At 70.7% G+C, this 19,306-nt stretch carries 16 protein-coding genes and 1 pseudogene; 4 read left to right on the forward strand and 13 right to left on the reverse strand.

Annotation, left to right across the window (positions count from 1 at the left end):
- Positions 1 to 29: 29 nt before the first annotated feature.
- Genes ACWDEN_RS38320 through ACWDEN_RS38335 form a run of 4 tightly spaced genes read right to left on the reverse strand, consistent with a single transcriptional unit; the run spans position 30 to position 4,678 of the window.
- A complete protein-coding gene (locus tag ACWDEN_RS38320) occupies positions 30 to 2,681 on the reverse strand; it encodes an FtsX-like permease family protein (protein ID WP_351609102.1) in 2,652 nt (883 codons plus the stop codon).
- Positions 2,678 to 3,340, reverse strand: a complete 663-nt coding sequence (locus ACWDEN_RS38325; protein WP_450862531.1) for an ABC transporter ATP-binding protein — start codon at positions 3,338 to 3,340, stop codon at positions 2,678 to 2,680. The genes ACWDEN_RS38320 and ACWDEN_RS38325 overlap by 4 nt, the downstream gene beginning before the upstream one ends.
- Entirely contained in the window at positions 3,327 to 4,040 is a 714-nt protein-coding gene (locus tag ACWDEN_RS38330; protein WP_351609108.1) for an ABC transporter ATP-binding protein, read from the reverse strand. The genes ACWDEN_RS38325 and ACWDEN_RS38330 overlap by 14 nt, the downstream gene beginning before the upstream one ends.
- Positions 4,041 to 4,045: 5 nt before the next feature.
- A complete protein-coding gene (locus ACWDEN_RS38335; RefSeq protein ID WP_450862533.1) occupies positions 4,046 to 4,678 on the reverse strand; it encodes a hypothetical protein in 633 nt (210 codons plus the stop codon).
- A gap of 155 nt (positions 4,679 to 4,833) precedes the next feature.
- Between ACWDEN_RS38335 and ACWDEN_RS38340 the strand changes: the two genes are divergently transcribed.
- Positions 4,834 to 6,150, forward strand: coding sequence for a HAMP domain-containing sensor histidine kinase (locus ACWDEN_RS38340; RefSeq protein WP_450862535.1), 1,317 nt, complete (start codon positions 4,834 to 4,836; stop codon positions 6,148 to 6,150).
- A gap of 18 nt (positions 6,151 to 6,168) precedes the next feature.
- Here the strand turns inward: ACWDEN_RS38340 and ACWDEN_RS38345 are convergent.
- Positions 6,169 to 6,748, reverse strand: a pseudogene (locus ACWDEN_RS38345) (sodium-dependent transporter); the annotation flags it as partial.
- A gap of 234 nt (positions 6,749 to 6,982) precedes the next feature.
- Here ACWDEN_RS38345 and ACWDEN_RS38350 point away from each other — a divergent pair.
- Positions 6,983 to 7,132 carry a hypothetical protein gene (locus tag ACWDEN_RS38350; RefSeq protein WP_450862537.1) on the forward strand — a complete coding sequence of 50 codons (150 nt, stop codon included), beginning with the start codon at positions 6,983 to 6,985 and terminating at the stop codon, positions 7,130 to 7,132.
- 171 nt (positions 7,133 to 7,303) lie between these two features.
- Here the strand turns inward: ACWDEN_RS38350 and ACWDEN_RS38355 are convergent, their stop codons facing one another.
- From ACWDEN_RS38355 to ACWDEN_RS38365, 3 genes are all read right to left on the reverse strand, one after another.
- Positions 7,304 to 10,081 (reverse strand): ATP-binding protein, encoded by a 2,778-nt coding sequence (locus tag ACWDEN_RS38355; protein ID WP_450862539.1) that lies wholly within the window; start codon positions 10,079 to 10,081, stop codon positions 7,304 to 7,306.
- A 149-nt stretch (positions 10,082 to 10,230) separates the two neighbouring features.
- On the reverse strand, positions 10,231 to 10,548 hold the full coding sequence (locus tag ACWDEN_RS38360) for a helix-turn-helix domain-containing protein (RefSeq protein ID WP_450862586.1): 318 nt from the start codon (positions 10,546 to 10,548) through the stop codon (positions 10,231 to 10,233).
- Positions 10,496 to 10,882 (reverse strand): hypothetical protein, encoded by a 387-nt coding sequence (locus ACWDEN_RS38365; RefSeq protein ID WP_450862541.1) that lies wholly within the window; start codon positions 10,880 to 10,882, stop codon positions 10,496 to 10,498. The genes ACWDEN_RS38360 and ACWDEN_RS38365 overlap by 53 nt, the downstream gene beginning before the upstream one ends.
- A gap of 54 nt (positions 10,883 to 10,936) precedes the next feature.
- Between ACWDEN_RS38365 and ACWDEN_RS38370 the strand changes: the two genes are divergently transcribed.
- Positions 10,937 to 11,206 carry a hypothetical protein gene (locus tag ACWDEN_RS38370; RefSeq protein ID WP_450862543.1) on the forward strand — a complete coding sequence of 90 codons (270 nt, stop codon included), beginning with the start codon at positions 10,937 to 10,939 and terminating at the stop codon, positions 11,204 to 11,206.
- Between the two features lie 190 nt (positions 11,207 to 11,396).
- Here ACWDEN_RS38370 and ACWDEN_RS38375 read toward each other — a convergent pair whose 3' ends face one another.
- Positions 11,397 to 12,650, reverse strand: a complete 1,254-nt coding sequence (locus tag ACWDEN_RS38375) for an alkyl sulfatase dimerization domain-containing protein (RefSeq protein WP_450862545.1) — start codon at positions 12,648 to 12,650, stop codon at positions 11,397 to 11,399.
- A 75-nt stretch (positions 12,651 to 12,725) separates the two neighbouring features.
- Here ACWDEN_RS38375 and ACWDEN_RS38380 point away from each other — a divergent pair, with 75 nt between their 5' ends.
- Positions 12,726 to 13,886, forward strand: a complete 1,161-nt coding sequence (locus ACWDEN_RS38380) for a PucR family transcriptional regulator (protein WP_450862547.1) — start codon at positions 12,726 to 12,728, stop codon at positions 13,884 to 13,886.
- Between the two features lie 127 nt (positions 13,887 to 14,013).
- Here the strand turns inward: ACWDEN_RS38380 and ACWDEN_RS38385 are convergent, their stop codons facing one another.
- The 4 genes from ACWDEN_RS38385 to ACWDEN_RS38400 all read right to left on the reverse strand — a co-directional run bounded on the left by ACWDEN_RS38385 (position 14,014) and on the right by ACWDEN_RS38400 (position 19,113).
- Positions 14,014 to 15,138, reverse strand: coding sequence for an alpha/beta hydrolase (locus tag ACWDEN_RS38385; protein WP_351615387.1), 1,125 nt, complete (start codon positions 15,136 to 15,138; stop codon positions 14,014 to 14,016).
- Between the two features lie 263 nt (positions 15,139 to 15,401).
- Positions 15,402 to 16,277, reverse strand: a complete 876-nt coding sequence (locus ACWDEN_RS38390) for a polysaccharide deacetylase family protein (protein WP_351615384.1) — start codon at positions 16,275 to 16,277, stop codon at positions 15,402 to 15,404.
- Between the two features lie 382 nt (positions 16,278 to 16,659).
- Entirely contained in the window at positions 16,660 to 17,499 is an 840-nt protein-coding gene (locus tag ACWDEN_RS38395; RefSeq protein ID WP_450862550.1) for an alpha/beta hydrolase family protein, read from the reverse strand.
- A 69-nt stretch (positions 17,500 to 17,568) separates the two neighbouring features.
- Positions 17,569 to 19,113 carry an FMN-binding glutamate synthase family protein gene (locus ACWDEN_RS38400; RefSeq protein ID WP_351615379.1) on the reverse strand — a complete coding sequence of 515 codons (1,545 nt, stop codon included), beginning with the start codon at positions 19,111 to 19,113 and terminating at the stop codon, positions 17,569 to 17,571.
- Positions 19,114 to 19,306: the final 193 nt, after the last annotated feature.

The following is a 19,306-nucleotide window of genomic DNA, read 5'->3' on the forward strand; positions in this document are numbered from 1 at the left end:
GGTAGACACGTCGGTCGTCGCGCGCTGGTTCACAGGTCGCGCAGTTCCTCGACGGCGGGACGTCGAGTGCCGCGGATTCCGTTCAGGGCCGCGGCCAGTACGGCGATCAGAGCGGCCAGTGCGGTGAGCGTCAGGTAGCCGCCGGGCACCGCCAGGGTGGCGGGCGGCGGGTCGAAGACGCCGGTGAGGACCTTGACCAGCATCTCGGAGAGGGCCCAGCCGATGAGGGCGCCTCCGGCCAGGCCGGCGACGGCCAGGAGCAGGGCTTCGGTGAGGACCATGCCGCGCAGCCGGCGGGTGGGGGCGCCGAGGACGGTGGCGATGGCGAAGGTGCGGCGGCGTTCGGCGAGCCCGAGGGCGAGGACGAGGCCGCCGGCGCCGGCGGCCAGCAGGACGGCGAAGGCCAGCTCGATACGGGTGAGGCCGGCCAGATCGACGGAGGTCAGGCTGGTGCCGACGGTGCCGCGGGTCTGGGTGATGTCGGTGACGGTGGCGGCGGTGCCGAGCTTCGCCCGCAGGTGTGCGGCGATCTGCTGCTGGTGGGTGCCCCCCGTGTCGAGGAGGAAGGCGCCCACCGCGTCGCTGCCGGTCGCCTGCGTGATGTAGGTGGCGTTGGCGACGAAGAAGCTGTCCTTGGGGGCCGTGGGGAATTCCTTGACGATGCCGGCGTAGTGGAAGGGGACTGTGCGCAGGGCCTTGGTGCGGGCGTCCTGGATGCGCAGGTTGACGGTGTCGCCGGGGGAGAGCTGGAAGTCGTTGACGGTCTCGGCGCTGACCAGCAGGTTGTCGGGCATCTCGGCGAGTCGTCGCATGAGCTGCTGGGCGGTGCCGCCCGCGAAGTAGGCGTCCTGGAGGGAGGTTGCCTGGGCGATGGTGCCGGGGCGGACGCCGTAGAGGTCCTGGAGGTCGGAGCCGACGTAGGCGAAGCGGTGCTGGAGCGGTTCGACGTGGCGTACACCGGAGACCTTCAGCGTGCCGGCGGCGCCGGGCGGGACGTGGGCGCCGGGTGGTTCGGTGGCGGTGACGTCGGCGCCGTTGGTCAGCCGGGCGTCGACCTCGGCCTGTTGCCGGTAGGTGGCGTTGAAGACGGCCGTGGACATCGCGAAGGACACGGCGAGGGCGAGCAGCACCACAGAGCGGGCGAGGGGGCGGCGGCGCCGGGAGAGGGTGGCGGCTGTGGTGCCGGCGAGGTTCGCGGTCAGCGGTCGGGCCAGCCGGGCGAGGGCGGGGCGGCCGTGGGCGAGGGCCAGCAGGGTCAGACGCCACAGGAGCAGGGCGGCTCCGATCCACAGCAGTGCGGGGCCGAGGAACGCCCAGTACGACACGGAGATGCTGGGCACGCCCTCGGGGGCGAGGACGAGGGCGTACTGGTTGCCGGAGGAGGCGCGGAAGACCAGCCAGGAGCCGATCAGCAGAGCGAAGTCCAGGCCGTAGCGCGCCCACCAGGGGTTGCGGGCGCCGCGCGCGCCGGATTCCTTGCGGGTCTCGGCGACGGTCACCGTGCGCAGGTCACGCAGTGCGGGGACGAGGACGGCGCAGGCGGCCACGGTGGCGCCGAGTACGAAGGCGATCGCGTACCAGGCCGCCCAGGTGCCCGCGCCCGTCCCGAAGGACGCGGTGCCGAAGGCGAGGCGCCCGGTCAGCGCGGCGATGCCCAGTCCGGCCAGGCCGCCGAGCAGGCCGATCAGCGCCGCTTCCAGACCGGCGAGGGCGGTGATCTGGCCGGGGCGCAGGCCGCGCAGCCGCAGCAGGCCCTGTTCCTGGCGGCGCCGCTCGCCACCGGCGGAGGCGACCGCGACGGTCAGTGCGGCGGCCAGGACCGCGCCGGGGACGCCGAGGAAGAGGAAGAGGATCTGGGCGTACAGGGCGTCCTGGCGGGCGGAGTCGAGGGCGGCACCGACGTTGTCACCGACGAGTGCGGTGCCGGCGGAGCGCGCTTCCAGGTTGTGGGCGGCGCGGGTGACGGCGGTGTAGGCGGCGGCCGGGTCGGAGGGCAGGCGTGCGCTGTCGCGGGCGACATGGATCTGGGTGGTCGTACCGGTGGAGCCGTGCGTGAGGGCGGCGAACCGGGCGGCGGGCAGCAGGACGACGTTGTCCGGGGGTGCGGTCGGCTGGGACTGGCTGGGGGCGCCGACCGTCTGGAAGAGGGAGTCGGCCTGGGGCAGGTCGACCACGCCGTCCACCTTCACCTGGCGGGTTCCGGCGCCCGGCAGCTGGACGCTGACGGTGTCGCCGGCAGCGGCGTGCAGGTTCGAGGCGGTCTGCTGGGCCAGCAGGACACCGGTGGAGGAGCCGGACAGAGTGCGGATCGCGTCGGGGAACAGCGTGCGGTAGCCGTCGGGCAGGCCGAGTGCCATGCCGGGACCGGTGGTCTGGGTGCTGCCCTGCACGCGGGCGGTGAAACCGGCGGTGCGGGCGTAGCCGACCGGGAGAGCGGCCCGGGTACCGGGCGCCTTGCGCACCAGCGAGAGCACTGATCCGGCGTCGGCGCCGGGCTGGACCTGGACCTGCCAGTCGACGGAGACGGAGCGCAGGGCGCGCTGGGTCATGGTCGCTTTCGACGCGGTGAGGAAGGAGCCGAGCGCCGCGACGAGGGCGACCGCGAGCGCGATCCCGGTCAGGGCGGCCAGTAGCCGTCCGGTGCGGTGGCGGGCCAGGCCGCGGGCCCAGGCGGTGATCACGGAACCTCCTCGGGTGCGAGCAGCCGGCCGTCGCGCATGGTGCGCCGGACGGTCAGGCGTGCGGCGATGGCGGGGTCGTGGGTGGTGACGACGAGGGCCGCGCCGGTGTGGTCGGCGGCCGTGAGCAGGGCGTCCAGCACGCGCGCGCCGGTGGCATGGTCGAGGCGGCCGGTCGGTTCGTCGGCGAGGATCAGGCGCGGGGCCTGGGCCAGGACGCGGGCGGCGGCCACGCGCTGGGCCTGGCCACCGGAGATCTCCTCGGGCAGCCGGTCGGCGAGGTCGGCCGCGTCCACCAGCGCGAGCGCGGCGAGGGCGGCTTCACGGGCCTGCGGTTCAGGGCGGTCGGCGAGGACCAGGGGCAGGGCGGCGTTCTCGGCGACGCTGAGGGCGGGGATCAGGCTGTCGCCCTGGAAGACGAGCCCGATCCCGTACGGCCCGAGGGACTCGGCCCGGGTGACGGCGCCGCTCGTGGGCTGTTCCAGCCCCGCCAGCAGGTGCAGCAGCGAACTCTTCCCCGACCCTGACGGGCCGACGACGGCCAGCCGGTCACCGGACCCGATCTCCAGGTTGGCACCGTGGACGGCCACGACCGCCTGTGGGCCCTGGCCGAAGGTGAGGGCCGCTTCCCGGCAGACGACGAGTGGCTCATCCGGTGACATCGGGGGCCTCCTGCCGCTCCGGCTCCGCCGAAGCGCCGACTGTTCTTCCGTCCTCCAGGCCGATGACCCGGTCGGCGACGCGTACGGCCTCCGCGCTGTGGGTGACGATCAGCACGGCGCAGCCTCGGACGGCCCGGTCGTGCAGCAGCGCGAGGACGACCTGTTCCGTCTCGCCGTCCAGTTCGCCGGTCGGTTCGTCGGCCAGCAGGATGTCGGGGGAGTTGGCGAGTGCGACGGCCAGGCCGGCACGCGCCAGTTCACCGCCGGACAGCTGCCGGGGCAGGGCATGGCCCCGCCCGGCGAGTTCCACCTGGCCGAGCAGCTTCTTCGCGGAGACCGCGGGCCTGCCCGCGGCGGCCCGCTGGGCCAGCCGGATGTTGTCGCTGACGCTCATGTGGGGCAGCAGGTTCCGGGTCTGGAGCAGCACTCCGATGTGGCGGGCCCGTAGCCGGGCCCGTTCGGTCTCCGGCCGGTGGCTGATCCGTACGCCGCCCACGCGCACCTCACCGCCGGACGGTTCGTCGAGCCCGGCCAGACAGGCCAGCAGGGTCGACTTGCCCGACCCGGACGGTCCGACCACCGCGACCGTCTCGCCGCGCCGCACCCGCAGGGACACCCCGCGCAGGGCGAGCGTCTCCTCCTCGCCGGCCCGGTAGAAGCGGTACAGCTCACGTGCGGTGAGGACCGTCTCGTCCGCCATGGTGGTCACCGCCAGGCGAAGGAGTCGCTGATGATCCTCCAGGGGTCGACGTTGTCGGCGTTGACCGGCCCGGACAGGGTCAGGTCCACCTCATGGCCGGACCGGTAGAAGGCGTACCGCTCGAACGCGTCCCGCACGACCTTGCCGGTGACCTGATTTTTCGCCGAGTCCCCCTGGTAGGTCAGCAGGACGACGCGGCCGGCGTGCCGGGTCACCTCGGACACCTTGGGCGCGGCGAACTTCGGGACCTGTCCACGCAGCTGTGGGACGACGGTTTTCGTCACGTCGCCGACCGTGGGCGCGGTGGGCACGGAAGCCGTCTGGATCTGTACGGTGTTCAGCTTGTCCGTGAAGGCCGTCGTGCCGTCCCGCTGGGTCCGAGCCCAGCCCTCGGGGACCTTCACGGTGAAACCGGTTTTGTGGAAGGGGACGTACACCTGGTTGTCGGGGATGTCACCGGGCGGGTTGGACTCGGTGGGCGTCGCGTTGTTCTGCGCTCCCGCGACAGACGAGGACGAGGGCGAGCCTGAGGCGGGAGGGCTCTTGGAAGCCGACGAGCCGGATCCCGAGCAGCCCGCCGTCACCGCCGCGACGAGCGCCAGGCCCACGAATGCGGACGTCCGTACGTGTGCTGCCATGTCCACTGCCCTCCAAAGGGAAGCCCTCGGACCGGACGGTCGTACCCTCGACGCTAGGAACGGGCCGGTTAACGCTCTGCTCGGCGAGGGTTAGACGACGGCAAAACGTGCGGCGTGCGTGGCCGGGCCCGCCGGTGCGGCCGCATGATGAAGGCATGAGACAGCGCGTGGTGCGAGTCGCCGTCGTCGCAGCCCTGGTCGCCGTCGTCCTCCTCGCCGTTCCCTTGGCCCTGGCCATCCGCTCCGCCCTGTACGCCGACCAGCGCGACACCCTGGAGCGGGCCGCTCTGGCCGCAGCCGTCCGCGTGAGCCCGGACTACGTGACCGGCGACCCCGTGGAGCTGCCCGCGGCTCCGGCCGGCGGGCACCTCGGCCTGTACGACCCCCAGGCGCGGCTGCGCGGCGGCAGCGGACCCGCGGCCGCCGACTCTGCCGTCCGCCAGGCCTTCGGCGGTGCGGCCGTGCGGACCCGTTCGGGCGGTGACCTGATCGTCGCCGTGCCCGTCTCGCACGCCGAGCAGGTCATCGGTGTCGTACGGGCCTCCTCCCCGGTCGCCGCCGTGCGCGACCGGGTCTTCCTGACCTGGGCGGCTCTGCTGGGCGTGGCAGCGGTCGCACTGGCCGTCGCCGTCCTCGTCGCCCGCCGTCAGGCGCGGGCCCTGGCCGAGCCGCTGGAGGACCTCTCCCGGCACTGCCGGGCCGTCACTGAAGGAGACCTCGGCGCCCGGGCGGCCTCCAGCAGCATCGCCGAGATCGACCAGGTCGCCCGCACGCACAACGAGATGCTGCACAGCCTGTCCGAACTCCTGCGTCATGAACGGGACTTCGCGGCCAACGCGTCCCACCAGCTGCGCACGCCCCTGGCCGGCCTTCAGCTGACGCTGGAGTCCGGCCTGGAGCAGGACGACGCGGCCCGGCTGCGACCCGTTCTCACCGAGGCCCTCGCCACCACTCGCCGGCTGCACGACACGGTGGAAGAGGTCCTGCGCCTGTCCACGTCCCGGGCGGTGCTCAGGCCGAGGGGGCCCGACCGGACCCTGGGCCAGGTGCTGAGGGCCGCGGAGGAGCGCTGGCATGGCCCGTTCGCCCAGATCGGGCGGCGCTTCGCGTGCCTCGCCCGGGATGTACCGGACGACCTCTCCGTGCCTGGCGGGCCGGTCACGGAGATCCTCGACATCCTGCTGGACAACGCCCGCGTCCACGGCCGCGGCACCGTCCGCCTGGTCGTACGCGACCTCGACGACGCCCTCGCCTTCGACGTCACCGACGAAGGTGAAGTGCCGGGTACGGCGGCCCGGATGTTCGACCGCGGTCACAGCGGTGGCGGGCCGGGTACGGGCATCGGCCTCGCTCTGGCCCGCGATCTGGCGTTCTCCCTTGGCGGCCGGCTCTCCCTGACCGCCCATGCTCCGGCCACCTTCACCCTGCTCGTCCCGGTCGGCCGTGACGGGCCGGTGGACGGCACGGCCTGAAGGCCGCCGGTCGCGGCCTCAGCCCGTCGGCGAAGGGCATGCCGGGCGCCGCACCCGGGCTCGAACGACGCGGTTCGCGGCCGTCTTCTGGAGCAGGCGGCCGTGGACGAGGACCGGGAACAGCAGATGCGGCTTGTCGGGGAGGGCTGCGGTGAGCAGCACAGCGCTCGCGCTGCTGTTGTTCATGCCGCAGGCGAGGCGGCGGGCGGGTCGAGCCGCGGCAGCCGGGCCGCGCACCGGCCCAGAACGAACGACAGCAGACACACCGACGCCGCCACGGTCAGCGCGGCGACGAGCAGCAGCGGGCGCGGCGGGGCGATGAAGGCACCCGTGGGCACTGCTGGCGTTGACGTAGGTCAGGGGCGTGGTGAGCGGGCTGAGGAGGGTGGGCGACGGGCATCGTCACGATGAGGATCATCGCGGTAACCAGGCCGCTGCCGCCGTCGGTGTCGGGCGAGCGGTACAGCAGGAACACGACGACGGGGATGACCAGCAGCGGGATCGCCAGGCGCAGGACGAGCCCCGTGAGCAGTGCGCTTGGGCGCCGCAGGACGCGGCCCAGCTCGCCGACGGGGACCTGGAGCCCGGCCGGGAACAGCGTTGCGGGTGAGGCCGGTCTACGAAGGGTCGAAGACCGACCTGCGGTCCTGTGGGTCGGTGCAGTTGGCGAGACTGGGGAAGTCAGGCCCGCTCGGTGCGTCGTAGGTGGCGGGATCGAGGGCGGAGCCCCATTCGGGTCCCGGCCCACTTGAGCCCTTGGCTCAGCAGACCGAGCACGCCGCCTGACGAAGTTGATGTCGGAGTGGCAGGTGCCGCCGTACAGCCGGCGAGGGTGACGCTCTCGGGTTCGGACGGCCTCCGACTCAACTTCTACACCCCCGAACCGGACTCGCGAGAGCGGGAGGCACTCGCCCTCCTCGCCAGCCGGGCGAGCACCGGCACGGTCGTCCCCTCGGGGAACGACCGGCCGGGCAACGACTGACCACACGAACGAGAAGAGGAGCTTCAGCCTGGCCGCGATGATGTGCGGCCCCTGGGGCGGTGCCGCAGGGTGTGCACGCGGAACACGCGTGGGTGACGTTGAGGCCGGCGAGACGAAGCAGGCGCAGTACCGGTGGTCGTGTCCGGGGTGCCGTGCCTCTGCTGGGTGGCGTCAGTGCCGTAGTTCCTCGGTATCCGCACGGCCTGGCTCTGCTGTCCGCTCTTCCCTCCGCGCCGTGGTGGGTAGTTCACTCGGGCCTGGGCCCGCTGCGGCGAGCTCCGCGTGCGCTCGCGCCGCGAGCTGATCTGCGCCGCACCTCTCCGCCAAGTCGGCGCCCTCGAGGAGCAGTTCAGCCGCCCGGGGTGCACGGCCGCGGCGCCTGAGGCTGATGGCGAGGTCAACCAGTGCCTCGGCGTACAGGTACTGATTCGGGGACTTGCTGAGCGTCTCCACCGCGCGCTCCAGCAGCGCCGGGGCGTCCCCGTCCTCGGACACCGCCGCGCTGAAGCGCAGTGCCTCACCTGTGGCGGTGGGCGTGCCGTAACGCTCCGCTCGGCGCAGTGTCTGCGCTGCGAGAGCGCGGGCGCCTGCGGGGTCCTCCGGGGCGAGGGCGAGGGCGAGGTGTCCCGCCCAGGGACACCAGGTCGGATTGAGCATGCCCTTGGCCTCCAGTCGTTCCCCGGCGGCGGTGAGTTGGGCGATGGCTTCCTTGCGACGGCCACGGACGAGCAGCAGGCGCCCGTACAGCGTCCGGGGGTCCGGGAAGACCACCGCGTTGGGGTAAGGGGGCGCGAAGTCGTGCATCTCGGCGACGTTCAGCGCTTCCTCGGTGTGGCCGCGGGACAGCAGGACGTCGAGCAGCAGACCGACGGCGTACCACTTGGCGGGCAACCTGGGTCCGACGCGGTCGGCCAGCCGGACTGCCTCACGCGCGCAGCGCTCGGCCTCGACGAGCAGTCCGCGCCGGAAGTGGACCAGCCCGAGGAGGCTGAAGCCGAAGGAGAGGTGGGCTCCGCTCCATCCGACCTGCTGGCACTCGGCGATGGCGGAGCTGAACAGCTCCTCTGCGCGGTCGCACTCGTCGGCGTACATGTACCCGAGCGCGGTAATGCTGGGCAGCTCAAAGCCCCAGTCGGGGTCGGTGTACCTGAGCCCCACGGCGCGTGTGGCGACGGCCAGTGCGCTTTCAGCCGGCTCGCCGCGCAGCGTGGCATCCCAGGTACGCAGGCACAACAAGGCCTTCTCTCCCACGCTCTGTCCGGACAGGTGCTCGGCGAGCCGAGCGAGCCGACGGGAACGGACAGGTGCCTGCACCTCCTGCGTGTCGAAGACCAGCCATAGGTGGTGTGCGGCCTGTAGGCGCAGCCGTGCCCCGTGTGTCCGTGCGTGGGCAACCCCCGCCCCCGCCACAGCAGCTGCTTCGCCGAGCTGGTCGTTGTGGGCGAGCGCCTGGGCCAACCGGAAAGTGGCGTCCTCCCTGAGCGTGGGGTCGAGGTCGGGCAGCTCCAGGGCCGCCGAGAGGTGGTTGACCGTGGTGGCCGGGGAGGTGAGCAGGGCAGAACAGCCGAGCTCGTAGAGTACGGCCGCACGCTCCTCGGCCGGGGGCGGTTCGCGCAGTGCACGCTCCAGGCAGCGATGAGCGGCGTCCGGAGCACCTTGGCGAAGGTTCTCCCGCGCGGCCGCGCGCAGCTGCTCGACGGTCCGCGGGTCGTTGCCCGGATGGGTCTCCAGCAGGTGCCGGGCGGCGACGGTGATGTTCAGGCCCGCGTCGGTCACCGCACTCGCGGCCTGCCCGTGTATGGCGGTGCGCATCGCCGATGGGATGGCCCGGTACACGGCAGTGGCGATGAGGGGGTGGACGAACTCGAGCGTCCTGGTGCCGGTCAGGATACGGGCGACGCGCAATGTGTCCGTGGCGTCCTCGGCCTCGGCCGGTGGCAGCCCGGCCACCGAAGCCGCCAGTTCGGGGGAGATCTCCGTACCGAGTACCGCCGCCGACCAGGCAAGCCGCACGGCCCGGTTGCCGAGCCTCTCCAGCCGCTTGACCAGTCCGCTGCCGCGGGACGACGCACCGAGGTCTCGCAGCAGATGAGCCGACTCCTCCGAGGGGGTGAGACCTCGGTCCTGGACTTTGGCGACGAGTTCGACGGTCTCGTAGGGGTTGCCGCCGGTGACGGCCCAGCACTCGCGGCAGAAGGGATCGTCCGTGTCGGGCCCGAGCGCGCCGCGGACCAGTTTCGCGACCGACTCAGGGCTGAGAGCGCGCAGGGTGATCGGGTGTGACCCGCGGCCGCCGACCAGTTCCCGGAACGCCGCGGCTTCGGCCGGCAGTTCGTTCGGGCGGTACCCCAGGACGATCAGGACGGGAAGTTCCTGCACGCGCACGGCGAACGTGGCCAGCCAGGTGAGGGACTCCGCATCACCCCAGTGGGCATCGTCGACGACCGTGATGATCGGCGCCTTGCGCACGGCGAGCTGTGTGAGGACCCAGTCGAGACCGTCCCGGACGCCCTGTGGATCCGGCACGGCGGCACCGGCCTGCTGAGCGAAGAGGCCGACGGCCGGTCCCGCGATCTCGTACCAGCCCCCGAAGATCTCGCGGCGTTCGGCCTCGGTGCAGGATGCCAGGACAGGTTGCAACAACTGCCGGACGACGTGGAAGGGAACGGTGTGCTCCTGCTCGCTGCCGCGCGCGGACAGGACCGTGCACCCTCGGGCAGCGGCCATGGCTCGGATCTCGGCCAGCAAAGTCGTCTTGCCCAGCCCGGCGGCGCCGCTCAGGAACAGCAGCCCGCCACGTCGACCACCGCTGTCCGCCGAGCGGGTGCAGAGCGCCTCCACTGCCTCCCGCGCGGCGGCCACCTCATCGTCACGCTCGTACAGGGCCGTTCCCGCCCGGCTGGGGCCCACCGAACCAACTCGCCTCTCGTCGTGCTCCTGCTCCGGCACGCTATTCCCCTCGCTCACCAGCCTGTTGGCCAGCCTAGCGAGGTGGGACGACACGCGGTAGAAATATGCAGGAACCGTGCAGGTGGCCTTCCCAGCAGCGAGCCGAAGTGGTAGGTCGTGAGCGCCGTCGCAAGGCGTACGGGGCAGCGTCAGCTTTCGCCGCCCTCCTCGGGGTCGAGGTAGCGCTCCCGCAGCCGTGAAGCGGGCGGACTCTGTGGCGGGGGCATGGACCCGGTCGCAGCGAACAGCACCCGGCCCAGCCTCGGGAGGCGGTTGACCGCCGACCACAGCGCCGGCCCCATCTCGGCCGGCGGGTCGACGATGCCGGGCGCATAGCGGCACAGCCCCTCCTCGACGGCCTCGTCCCGCAGGTGCCAGAACTCGCGGAAGGCGGCCGCATCCCCCTTCAAGAGGTCAGAGGTGAGGGCGATGCCGACCGAGCCGAGGGTGCCGAACGCGGCGGTCAGCGCCTTGGGCCCGGCGGGCGCAGGCTCGGGGCCAGAGGGTGAATGCGCCGGGTGCGTTCATCCAGTCGAAGGTGGTGGCGCTGGAGTGGCCTTGCCGGGCGAGGTACTGGACGCGTTGGGCCGCGGCGGTGGGGTCGGGGTGGGTGTCGTCGAGCGTGGGGACGACGCTTTCGGCCGAGCCTTCGACGGTGAGGTAGTGGCTGCGGCAGTACCACGACAGCGTGTAACCGTCGTTCAGCCAGCGGGTGGCCTGGGTGTCGAAGACGACGAACCAGGGGCGCAGTTCGGCATCGTGGACGAGGCGGGGGTCGCCGTTCGGGCTCGGTTGGGTCATGGCAGGCCACATGGAGGCATCTCCGAGTCGGCCGGCTGCCGACAGGTCGGCCAGGTGCTGGGCGTATTCAGCTCCGAGCATGTCTGCGGGAGTGAAGAGGTTCCCGGCACCGAGGTGTCCGGCTACCAGCCGGTCCAGTTGGGCCGGCCCCATTCCGGCATGGGACCGGAAGCCCCGTTTGAGTTCGAGTTTGAGGTAGACGGGGTCGTGACGGGGGTGTGCGTCGCTCCAGGCATGGAGATCGTCGAGGCAGGTTCTGAGGCTGCCGTTCTAACACTGTCGAAGGCCGATGTGTCTGCCGCCGTCTTGACCATGGTGGCGTGACCGGGAGTTGCGGCGGCCCGCGGCGAAGCCAGGCCAAGAAGCGCGGTGGCGGCCAGAGCACAGGCCCTGCGGCGCCATGGACGAGCTTGCCCTCGTGCGGAGGGCATCGGAGCTCCTCAGGTCCGGGGGAGTCGTGCGCGGTGCGATCCGGCACGGAGGTGAGATCGCCTTGCCGTCGGCCGTGCGCCGGTCAGGGCTCGGCACACCGTTCTCGTGACTCTGCGGCGGCCCAGGTGAAGATGCCCTGGGCCATCAGGGAGGCCTCGGACTCCGCACGAGCCTGGTTGACGTCGGCGCGTGCGGCGTGCGCGGTGGCGTCGTCGGGGGCGGCCTGTACGGCGAACTCCGCGAGGTGGCCGGCGATCCTCAGCTCGCCCGCGTCGGCGTAGCGTCGGGCCGCATCCGACAGCACGGCCGCGCCGCCTGCGAGGTCCGCCAAGGCGGTGGCGAGTTGGCCGTCAGGAGCCGGTTTGAGGTGTGCGGGGTTGCCGTCGTACCAGCCGGCATAGCGCCGCCACAGGTTGCGCACGATGAACTCGGGTTCGTCGTACTTGGCTTGCAGGTAGACCCGGTCGGCGAGATGGGCGGGCGGGCGTACGGTGTGGACGAGGTCGTCCAGCCGGGCCCCGGAGTTGAGCCCGTCCAGTGTCTGCTGGACCAGGCTCTCCAGCCATTCCGCGGTCTCGGTGAGCGCCAGGTGGATCCGGTCGGCGCCGAAGACCGGTGCTCCGTGCGAGGGCAGCATGATCTCCGCGCCCAGGGCCGCCATGCGGCGCAGTGCGAGCGCCCACTCGCGCGGGTAGCGCTGCACCTTCTGGGGGTTGCCGCAGTTGGGAGTCACCCAGATGAACATGTCACCGGGGCACAGGAGGCGGTGTTCGGGAATCCAGGCGACGGTCGCGTCGTCGGTCTCGCCCCTTACGTGCAAGAGCTCGAAGGTCAGGTCGCCGCGCCTCAGGGTGAGTGCGTCCCGGTATGTCAGGTCAGGCCTGCGGTACTGAGTCGGCCAGGTCAGATCCGGTGCCTGGAACTGCCGTTGGTTGACGACAGCGTTGTAGCCCCCCGTCAGCAGGTAGCGGTCGAACCTTTCCCCGACATTCTCGTGGGCGAGCACGGTCGGGCGTGGGGCATCCTCCGCATCGAAGGGACCCATCCCGAAGACATGGTCGATGTGCCCGTGGGAGAAGACGGCGGTGGTCACCGGGTCTCGGCTCCAGGCACGAACGGCTCGGTGGAGCCCGCCGGCGGCCAGCGGGTTGCCGGTGTCGAACAGGATGACCTCGCCGTTCGTGCGGAAGGTGATGACATTGCCGAAGCCGGGGTACCAGCCAACGCCGTCGACCACCTCGATGACGCCGGATCCCGCCTGCCCGGCACGGACGATGCTGTCGTCGACGGCGCCCTGCCAGACCTGGTCTGCGTAGTCCGTGAGGGAGAAGCTCATGGTGCCCATGCCACCGTGGACGAGTGCACGCGGCAATCGGCCGCGAGCCCACTGACGGCTGCCTACGGTTGTGACATGTCACAACCAGACGCTGCGCCGGACGGCGCGATTGAGCTGGCCGCACGTCTCGCACCGCGGGTCAACCAGCTGGCCAGGGCCATCGTGGAACGTCAGCGAGCCGAGGTGCCCGGCTTCGATCTCCTGCCCGGAGAGCTGCGGGATGTGGAGATCGCGGCGACGGCCCGCCACGCGATACGTGGGTTCCTCCGTCATGTGCAGGGCCTGCCGGACGTCGACATCGGGGTGTTCCGGGAACGCGCCGCCGAGCGCGCCGAGGAAGGGCTTCCTCTGGTGCAGTTGCTCAAGGGGTACCACGTCGGTGCCGAGGTACTGCTGGACGCACTCAGCGAGTTGGCCCGGCCGGGCGAGGAGGCGGCGCTGCAGTCCCTGACCCGGATGGAGCTGAGGGCGCTCCAGGCCACCGTCGAGAACGTCACGGAGGCGTACCTTGCCGGCCTCGCCGACCAGCAGGCGGCGGCACGGGAGCTGGCCCGGGCACTCATCCGTGGTGAGGAGCCCGAGGAGGTGGCCGCCCGTTTCGGGCTGTCCCTGGAATCCGGCTATCTCGTACTCGGCGTGCGGGCCTTCGGGCCCCAGGCGTCTGTGGCGGTACGCAGGCTGCTGCGTCGGGTGCTCGCCCGGCTCGCCCCGCTGGCGGAGGGCCGCGTTCTCAGCCTTCCGGACGAATGCGGTGGCTGGGTCCTGTTGCCCGCGTCGACTGAGCTCGACGCCGTCGCCGACCGACTCTCCTCCTGTCCTCCGACAGCGTCGACCGTGGGCGCGGCGACCGCGGGCACCGCAGAGGAGGTCCCTGCCGCGGCCGTGCGGGCACGCCGGATCGCAGCCGTCGCGGACAGACCAGGCTTGTACCGGCTGCGGGATGTGCTGCTCGAATACCACCTCTCGGGAGCCCCGGACAGCGCACCCGAACTGGGCGCCCTGCTGGAGGCGCTGGACCGGCAACCCGGCCTGACCGCGACCGTGGCCGCCTTCCTCGACTGTGACTTCGACCGGCGCCGTACGGCCCACGCACTCGACGTGCACCCCAACACGGTTGACAACCGCCTGGGCCGTGTCGCGGAGTTGACCGGCGTCGACCCGCACACCGCCCGTGGCGTCCAGCTCTTGGGTGCCGCGCTGACTCTGCGCCGGATCGCAGGACAGGAACACCTGTAGCGTCTCCCACGCCCATGCACGCCTGACCGGGCACGCGACACGCGGGACAGGCGGCCGCCGAGGACCCAGGGCCTCGTAAGGCTGCGCACCGGTACCACGGCGTGCCCGGGGCGTCGGCACCGATGGCTCAGTGTGCGACCAGCCGCGTGCTGATCCACTGCAGCATCGGTGGGATCTCCCGCTTCCAGGTGTTGAAGTTGTGTCCGCCGCTCGGAAGGATGATCGACGAAATCCTGGTCACGTTGGTGTCCTGCACGCTCTTGATGAACTTGAGCGTGTCCTTGTAGTTGTGCTCACCGACCTTGCTCGAGGTGACGAGCAGCGAGGTCTCGGGCGCGGGCAGGTGCTTGAGCGCCCAGAAGAGGTCGGCGCGATTGTGCAGGTTCTTGTTGCCGTGGAAGAGGTCACCGGTGGTGGGGTCGATCGGCGCCCTGTAGTACGGCGAGAGGCCCGCGGCGGCCGCGTACGCCTTCGGGTAGTGCATGGCGATCTTCAGCGCGCAGTAGCCGCCGGTCGAGTCGCCGACGATGCCCCAGCTGGCGGGCGTCTTGTCGACCCGGTAGCGGGCCATCACCGCATCGCGCAGATCCTTGGCGAAGAACGTCTCGGTCTGCGGGCCGCCGGGAACGTCCACGCACTCGGTGTCCCGCGGCGGCGCCACGGTCGGCCGCAGCATCACGAGAATCATCGGCTGCATCTTTCCCGCCTTGGCCAGCTGCTGCGCCGTGCTCGGGTAGTGCAGTTTGTCCACCAGCGCCTGAGCCGTACCGGGGTAACCCGTGAGGACGACGGACACCGGGAACTTGCGCGCATGGTTCTGCGGCTGGAAGTACTCCGGGGGCAGGTACACGAACGCCGGCGTGGTGAGGTGGGTCGTACGGCCGATGATGTCGACCTTCTGGACCTGCCCGGACACCTGCGGCAGCGGGCTGCTCGCACCGAGGACGTGGGACGTGGAGACCACTTGGACGGGGCTGATACCGCCCCCCGCTATGTGGTCGACGACGACGCCCTGGTCGGTCTCCTGGCCGAACAGGTCGGCCCAGCTGGCGTAGAAGCCGAAGGCCTGGTTGGCGGCGAGGCCCATCGAGGCGACGAGCGCCAGCTGGGTACCGAGCAGCAGACCGACCCGCCCGCTGACGGCCCGCCAGTTCTGCCGGGCCATACGCGGCCACAGCCATACCGTGCCGACGAACAGTACGGCGGCGATGACGATCGCCAGCACCAGCACTTTGTTGCTCGTGAGACCCATGGGCTGTTACCTGCCTGCGCTTTCCGCCCGGTCTCTGCCCACGCTTCGTTCGAGGGCGTGCCCGGGGCTTTCCTTGGCCTTGACCCGTCGGGTTCAAGGTCTCTCGCAGAACTACGAGATACGATCTTTGTCAGATAGATGAGCAGATGTCGGGCGAGGTTCCGACCCGACCCGATCCAGTCGGCTCCGGCGCATACCGCGCGGCCCGCGCCCCGAGGCCGAAGGAGTGCAACGGCTGCGAAGCGCACTGGTTTCTGCTCGGTTCAGTGTCCGGCCGGTGGCTGGATGTAGTCCTCCAGACGGGCCACCGCGAAGCCCTGTTCCCGGATGCGCTTGAGCAGATTCGCGAACATCTCCGTCATGGTGGCGCCCTTGAGCTCCGCGGGGCCGCGGAAGTGGGCGAGGATGATGTCGCCGGGACGCAGCTTCTTGTCTGGATCTTGGTACTGCATATTGCGTACCTGCATGGACTCGCGCCACCAGACGATCGCGCGCGGCCCGCACTCTCCCACCGCGATCTTGGTGTTGTTGTTGTACGCCCCGTAGGGCGGCCGGAAGAGGAACGGGGCGGTGCCGAACTGCTGGGTGAGGACCTTCTGGTCGCCGCACACCTCTTGCTTCTGGCGGGCCAGCGGGATGGTGTTCATCGCGGGATGGTGCAGGGTGTGGTTCTGGATGTGGTTGCCCATCGCCTGCAGCGGCTTGAAGTACCCGTAGTCCGACTTGATGGCGTCGTTCATCAGGAACATCGTGATCGGGATCTTCAGGTCCCGCATCATCTCGATGAACCTGGGGTCCTTTTCCAGTCCGTCGTCCACGGTGATGAAGACGACCTTCTGGGATGTCGGTACGTGGGCGAAGACCGGGACCGGGCCGGTCGCGGACAGCTTGATGGGTTTGTCCGCCGGGGGCTCGGGAGCCGGGGGCAGCGGTGTCAGGCCCCACTTGTGCCAGGCGGCAGGCTCAGCCGAGGCGTGCGATGCGGTCCCGGGCGTGCCGCCGACGGTGGCGGACGCCGACGAGGTGGCCGCCGGACCAGTCGCGCTGCCACCGCTCGTGCTGCAGCCGCCTACGGACAGGGCCAGGAGCACGCCGGCCAGCGGGGCGTAGAACCTGCCGGCTGTGTTGCGTCGCTTCACTGCACCGGTCTCCTGACTGCAAAGCTGACCTTGACTCTGCTGGAAAGGTAACCGCGGCATGAAAGGCGAAGTTCAGCGGCATGAAAGGCGAAGTTCAGCGAATGGTGAGAATATGACCAAGACCGACACCGCCCCGGCGCATTCAGGCCATCACAGCCGATGCGCGGCAGGAGGCGGCCGGGTCTTGTCCCCGTCCTGCCGCCCCGTGTAGCGGAGCGATGCCCGGATCAGGTGGACGACACGGGTCTGGGTGGCCGCCTGGGGCCGGACCGCGGTTCTTGATCTCGGTCAGGACCTGGGGCCGGTATTTCACGCCTTCACCACCTGCGCCTGTGGCGCACGTCACATGCGCATAGTCGATCAAGATCACCGGACGGACCGGTCAACCGGGCCGACGCCGGTCGGCGCGATCTTGGACCGTGCTCCTTCCATGATCGGGAGTTGCACCGCGCGATTTACCGTCCCTGTCGTGGATGTACTGGTCGGCCCAGGCGCTGATGATGTGAGCGGCTCGCTGCGCTTGTCCTCGTGCGGTCAGGAGATGGTCTGCTCCTTCGAGCGAGACGAAGCTACGCGGGTGTCGTGCCTCGCGGAAGATCTCCCCGGCGTTGGCGATGTCGACGGTGTTGTCGGTGGGCGAATGCATGACGAGCAGCGGCAGGTGCAACCCGCGAATCCGGTCGCGCAGGCGAGCCTGGTGGACGTCGTCGACGAAGGCACGCTTGAGGACCAAGGTCCTCCCGCCGACGAACCACTCGTGCGATCCTTCACTGAGTACGCGTTCCGTGACCGCGTCGTACTGTCTCTCGACGTGGCTGGGGTCGGCAGGCGCCCCGATGGTGGCGACCGCGCGTACGCCGGTCGCCTCGGCCGCTGCGGCGATGGCGGCGGCGCCTCCCCACGAGTGCCCCACCAGCAGGTCTGCTGGAGTTCCCCGCTCTGCCATCAAGGTTGCTGCACGGACGGTGTCCTGGACCTTGATGGTGAAGGAGCCGTCCCCCCAGTCGCCGTCGGAGTCTCCGATCCCGAGGTTGTCGTAGCGCAGCATCCCGATTCCCTCGCGTGCCAGTTGCTTGCTGACACGCGAGGCGGCCGGCGAGTTCCTGCCGAGTGTGAATCCGTGGACGAAGATTCCCCAGCCCCGGACCTCGCCTTCCGGCAGGTCGATCGACCCGGCCAGTTCGGGGCCGACGACGCTCTTGAATCTCACTTCTTCCGTCATGTTGTCATCGCCTCGGCACGGACTGGTCGTGGAGTAGGGGCAGTTGGGTGGGTGAGGGCTGTCGGCGCGTCAGACGGTCGGCTTGTGGACGGCGGTCGGCTTGGTGGTGAGCAGTGCCGTGATCTCATCGGCGAGGTGCGGGCCGAGCTCGCCCCAGCCGTCCTTGTAGCCGTAGACGCCGGCCAGAGTGCGGGCCTCGTAGTCGCCGTTCATGATCTCGATGTCGTTGGCGGTGATGAGTCCCGGGTGGGCGACGCCGACGGCCGCCGAGACCTTCATCAGCTCCTTGCGCAGGGTGCGCAGGTAGACAGCGGCCCGGGTGGCCTTCGAGGTCGGGTCGAGGCCGCGGGCCAACCACGGGTTCTGGGTGGCGATGCCGGTGGGACACGTGTCGGTGTGGCACTTCTGCGACTGGATGCAGCCGATGGACAGCATCGCCTCACGGGCTACGTTGATCATGTCGGCACCCAGGGCGAAGGCGACCGCGGCGTTCTCGGGCAGGCCGAGCTTGCCGGAGCCGATGAAGGTCAGGTCGTCGGTCAGCCCCAGCTCGGCGAAGGTGCCGTAGACCCGGGAGAAGCCCATCCGGAACGGCAGCGACACCGAGTCGGCGAAGATCCGCGGCGCCGCCCCGGTGCCGCCCTCACCCCCGTCGATGGTCACGAAGTCGACACCACGGTCACCACGCGCCATCAGCGTGGCCAGCTCCTGCCAGAAGCCCATCTCTCCGACCGCGCTCTTGACCCCGACCGGCAGACCGGTCTCGGTGGCGAGCAACTCCACGAAGTCGAGCATCGAGTCGACGTCGCTGAACGCCGTGTGCCGCGACGGGGAAGCGCAGTCCTTGCCGACCGGGATGCCGCGGATCCCGGCGATCTCCGGGGTCACCTTCGCGCCCGGCAGCATCCCGCCCAGCCCCGGCTTGGCGCCCTGGGAGAGCTTGATCTCTATCGCCTTGACCGGGGCGCCGGCGACCACGTCCTTGAGCTTGTCGAGGTTGAAGCTGCCGTCCTCGTTGCGGCAGCCGAAGTACGCCGTACCGATCTGAAGGACCAGGTCACCGCCGTTGCGGTGGTACGGCGAGAGGCCGCCCTCGCCCGTGTTGTGCATCGTGCCCGCCAGCGCCGCCCCCTTGTTGAGCGCCGTGACCGCCGCGCCGGAGAGCGACCCGAAGCTCATCGCCGAGATGTTCACCACGCTCGCCGGGCGGAACGCCTTGGCGCGCCCGCGCGGCCCGCCCAGCACCTTGGCCGAGGGCAGGGGGGCCTGCGGGTCGTGCGCGTCGGGCACAGCGCCGGCGAACGTGCGCTGCTTCAGGTAGGCGTGCCCCTGCACGTGCTCGACGTCGACCTCGGTTCCGAACCCGAAGTAGTTGTTCTCCTCCTTCGCCGACGCGTAGATCCAGGTGCGCTGGTCCCGGCTGAACGGGCGCTCCTCCTCGTTGGACGTCACGATGTACTGCCGCAGCTCCGGCCCGATCGTCTCCAACAGGTACCGGGCGTGCCCGATCACCGGGAAGTTTCGGAGCAGTGCGTGCCTCTTCTGGATGAGGTCGCGGGCAGCCAGAAGCGCCACTGCCGTTGCGGCGGCCGCGCCGATCCTCCGGGCGTGCATGTACGTTCCTCCTCGATGCACGACTCCATCACCGTGCGGGGGAGTCGTTGTGTCGCGTTGGGCGTTGGGCGTTGGACGGCGGTACGGACAACGGGCATCAGCGTCCGTCGAAGAACGCGAAATGATATTAGGAGGCCGCTCGAACAGGCCTGTCGTCAGGGGGCCGGTCCGGGCTCGGCCTCGCGCCGACGGG

It is taken from the genome of Streptomyces sp. NPDC001153 (assembly GCF_053598315.1).

What these genes read in the sequence shown, in the direction of transcription:
- ACWDEN_RS38325 (WP_450862531.1), bottom strand. Translation starts at nt 3,340, where the DNA reads ATGTCACCGGATGAGCCACTCGTCGTCTGCCGGGAAGCGGCCCTCACC.
- ACWDEN_RS38330 (WP_351609108.1), bottom strand. Translation starts at nt 4,040, where the DNA reads ATGGCGGACGAGACGGTCCTCACCGCACGTGAGCTGTACCGCTTCTAC.
- ACWDEN_RS38335 (WP_450862533.1), bottom strand. Translation starts at nt 4,678, where the DNA reads ATGGCAGCACACGTACGGACGTCCGCATTCGTGGGCCTGGCGCTCGTC.
- ACWDEN_RS38340 (WP_450862535.1), top strand. Translation starts at nt 4,834, where the DNA reads ATGAGACAGCGCGTGGTGCGAGTCGCCGTCGTCGCAGCCCTGGTCGCC.
- ACWDEN_RS38365 (WP_450862541.1), bottom strand. Translation starts at nt 10,882, where the DNA reads ATGACCCAACCGAGCCCGAACGGCGACCCCCGCCTCGTCCACGATGCC.
- ACWDEN_RS38375 (WP_450862545.1), bottom strand. Translation starts at nt 12,650, where the DNA reads ATGAGCTTCTCCCTCACGGACTACGCAGACCAGGTCTGGCAGGGCGCC.
- ACWDEN_RS38380 (WP_450862547.1), top strand. Translation starts at nt 12,726, where the DNA reads ATGTCACAACCAGACGCTGCGCCGGACGGCGCGATTGAGCTGGCCGCA.
- ACWDEN_RS38385 (WP_351615387.1), bottom strand. Translation starts at nt 15,138, where the DNA reads ATGGGTCTCACGAGCAACAAAGTGCTGGTGCTGGCGATCGTCATCGCC.
- ACWDEN_RS38395 (WP_450862550.1), bottom strand. Translation starts at nt 17,499, where the DNA reads ATGACGGAAGAAGTGAGATTCAAGAGCGTCGTCGGCCCCGAACTGGCC.
- ACWDEN_RS38400 (WP_351615379.1), bottom strand. Translation starts at nt 19,113, where the DNA reads ATGCACGCCCGGAGGATCGGCGCGGCCGCCGCAACGGCAGTGGCGCTT.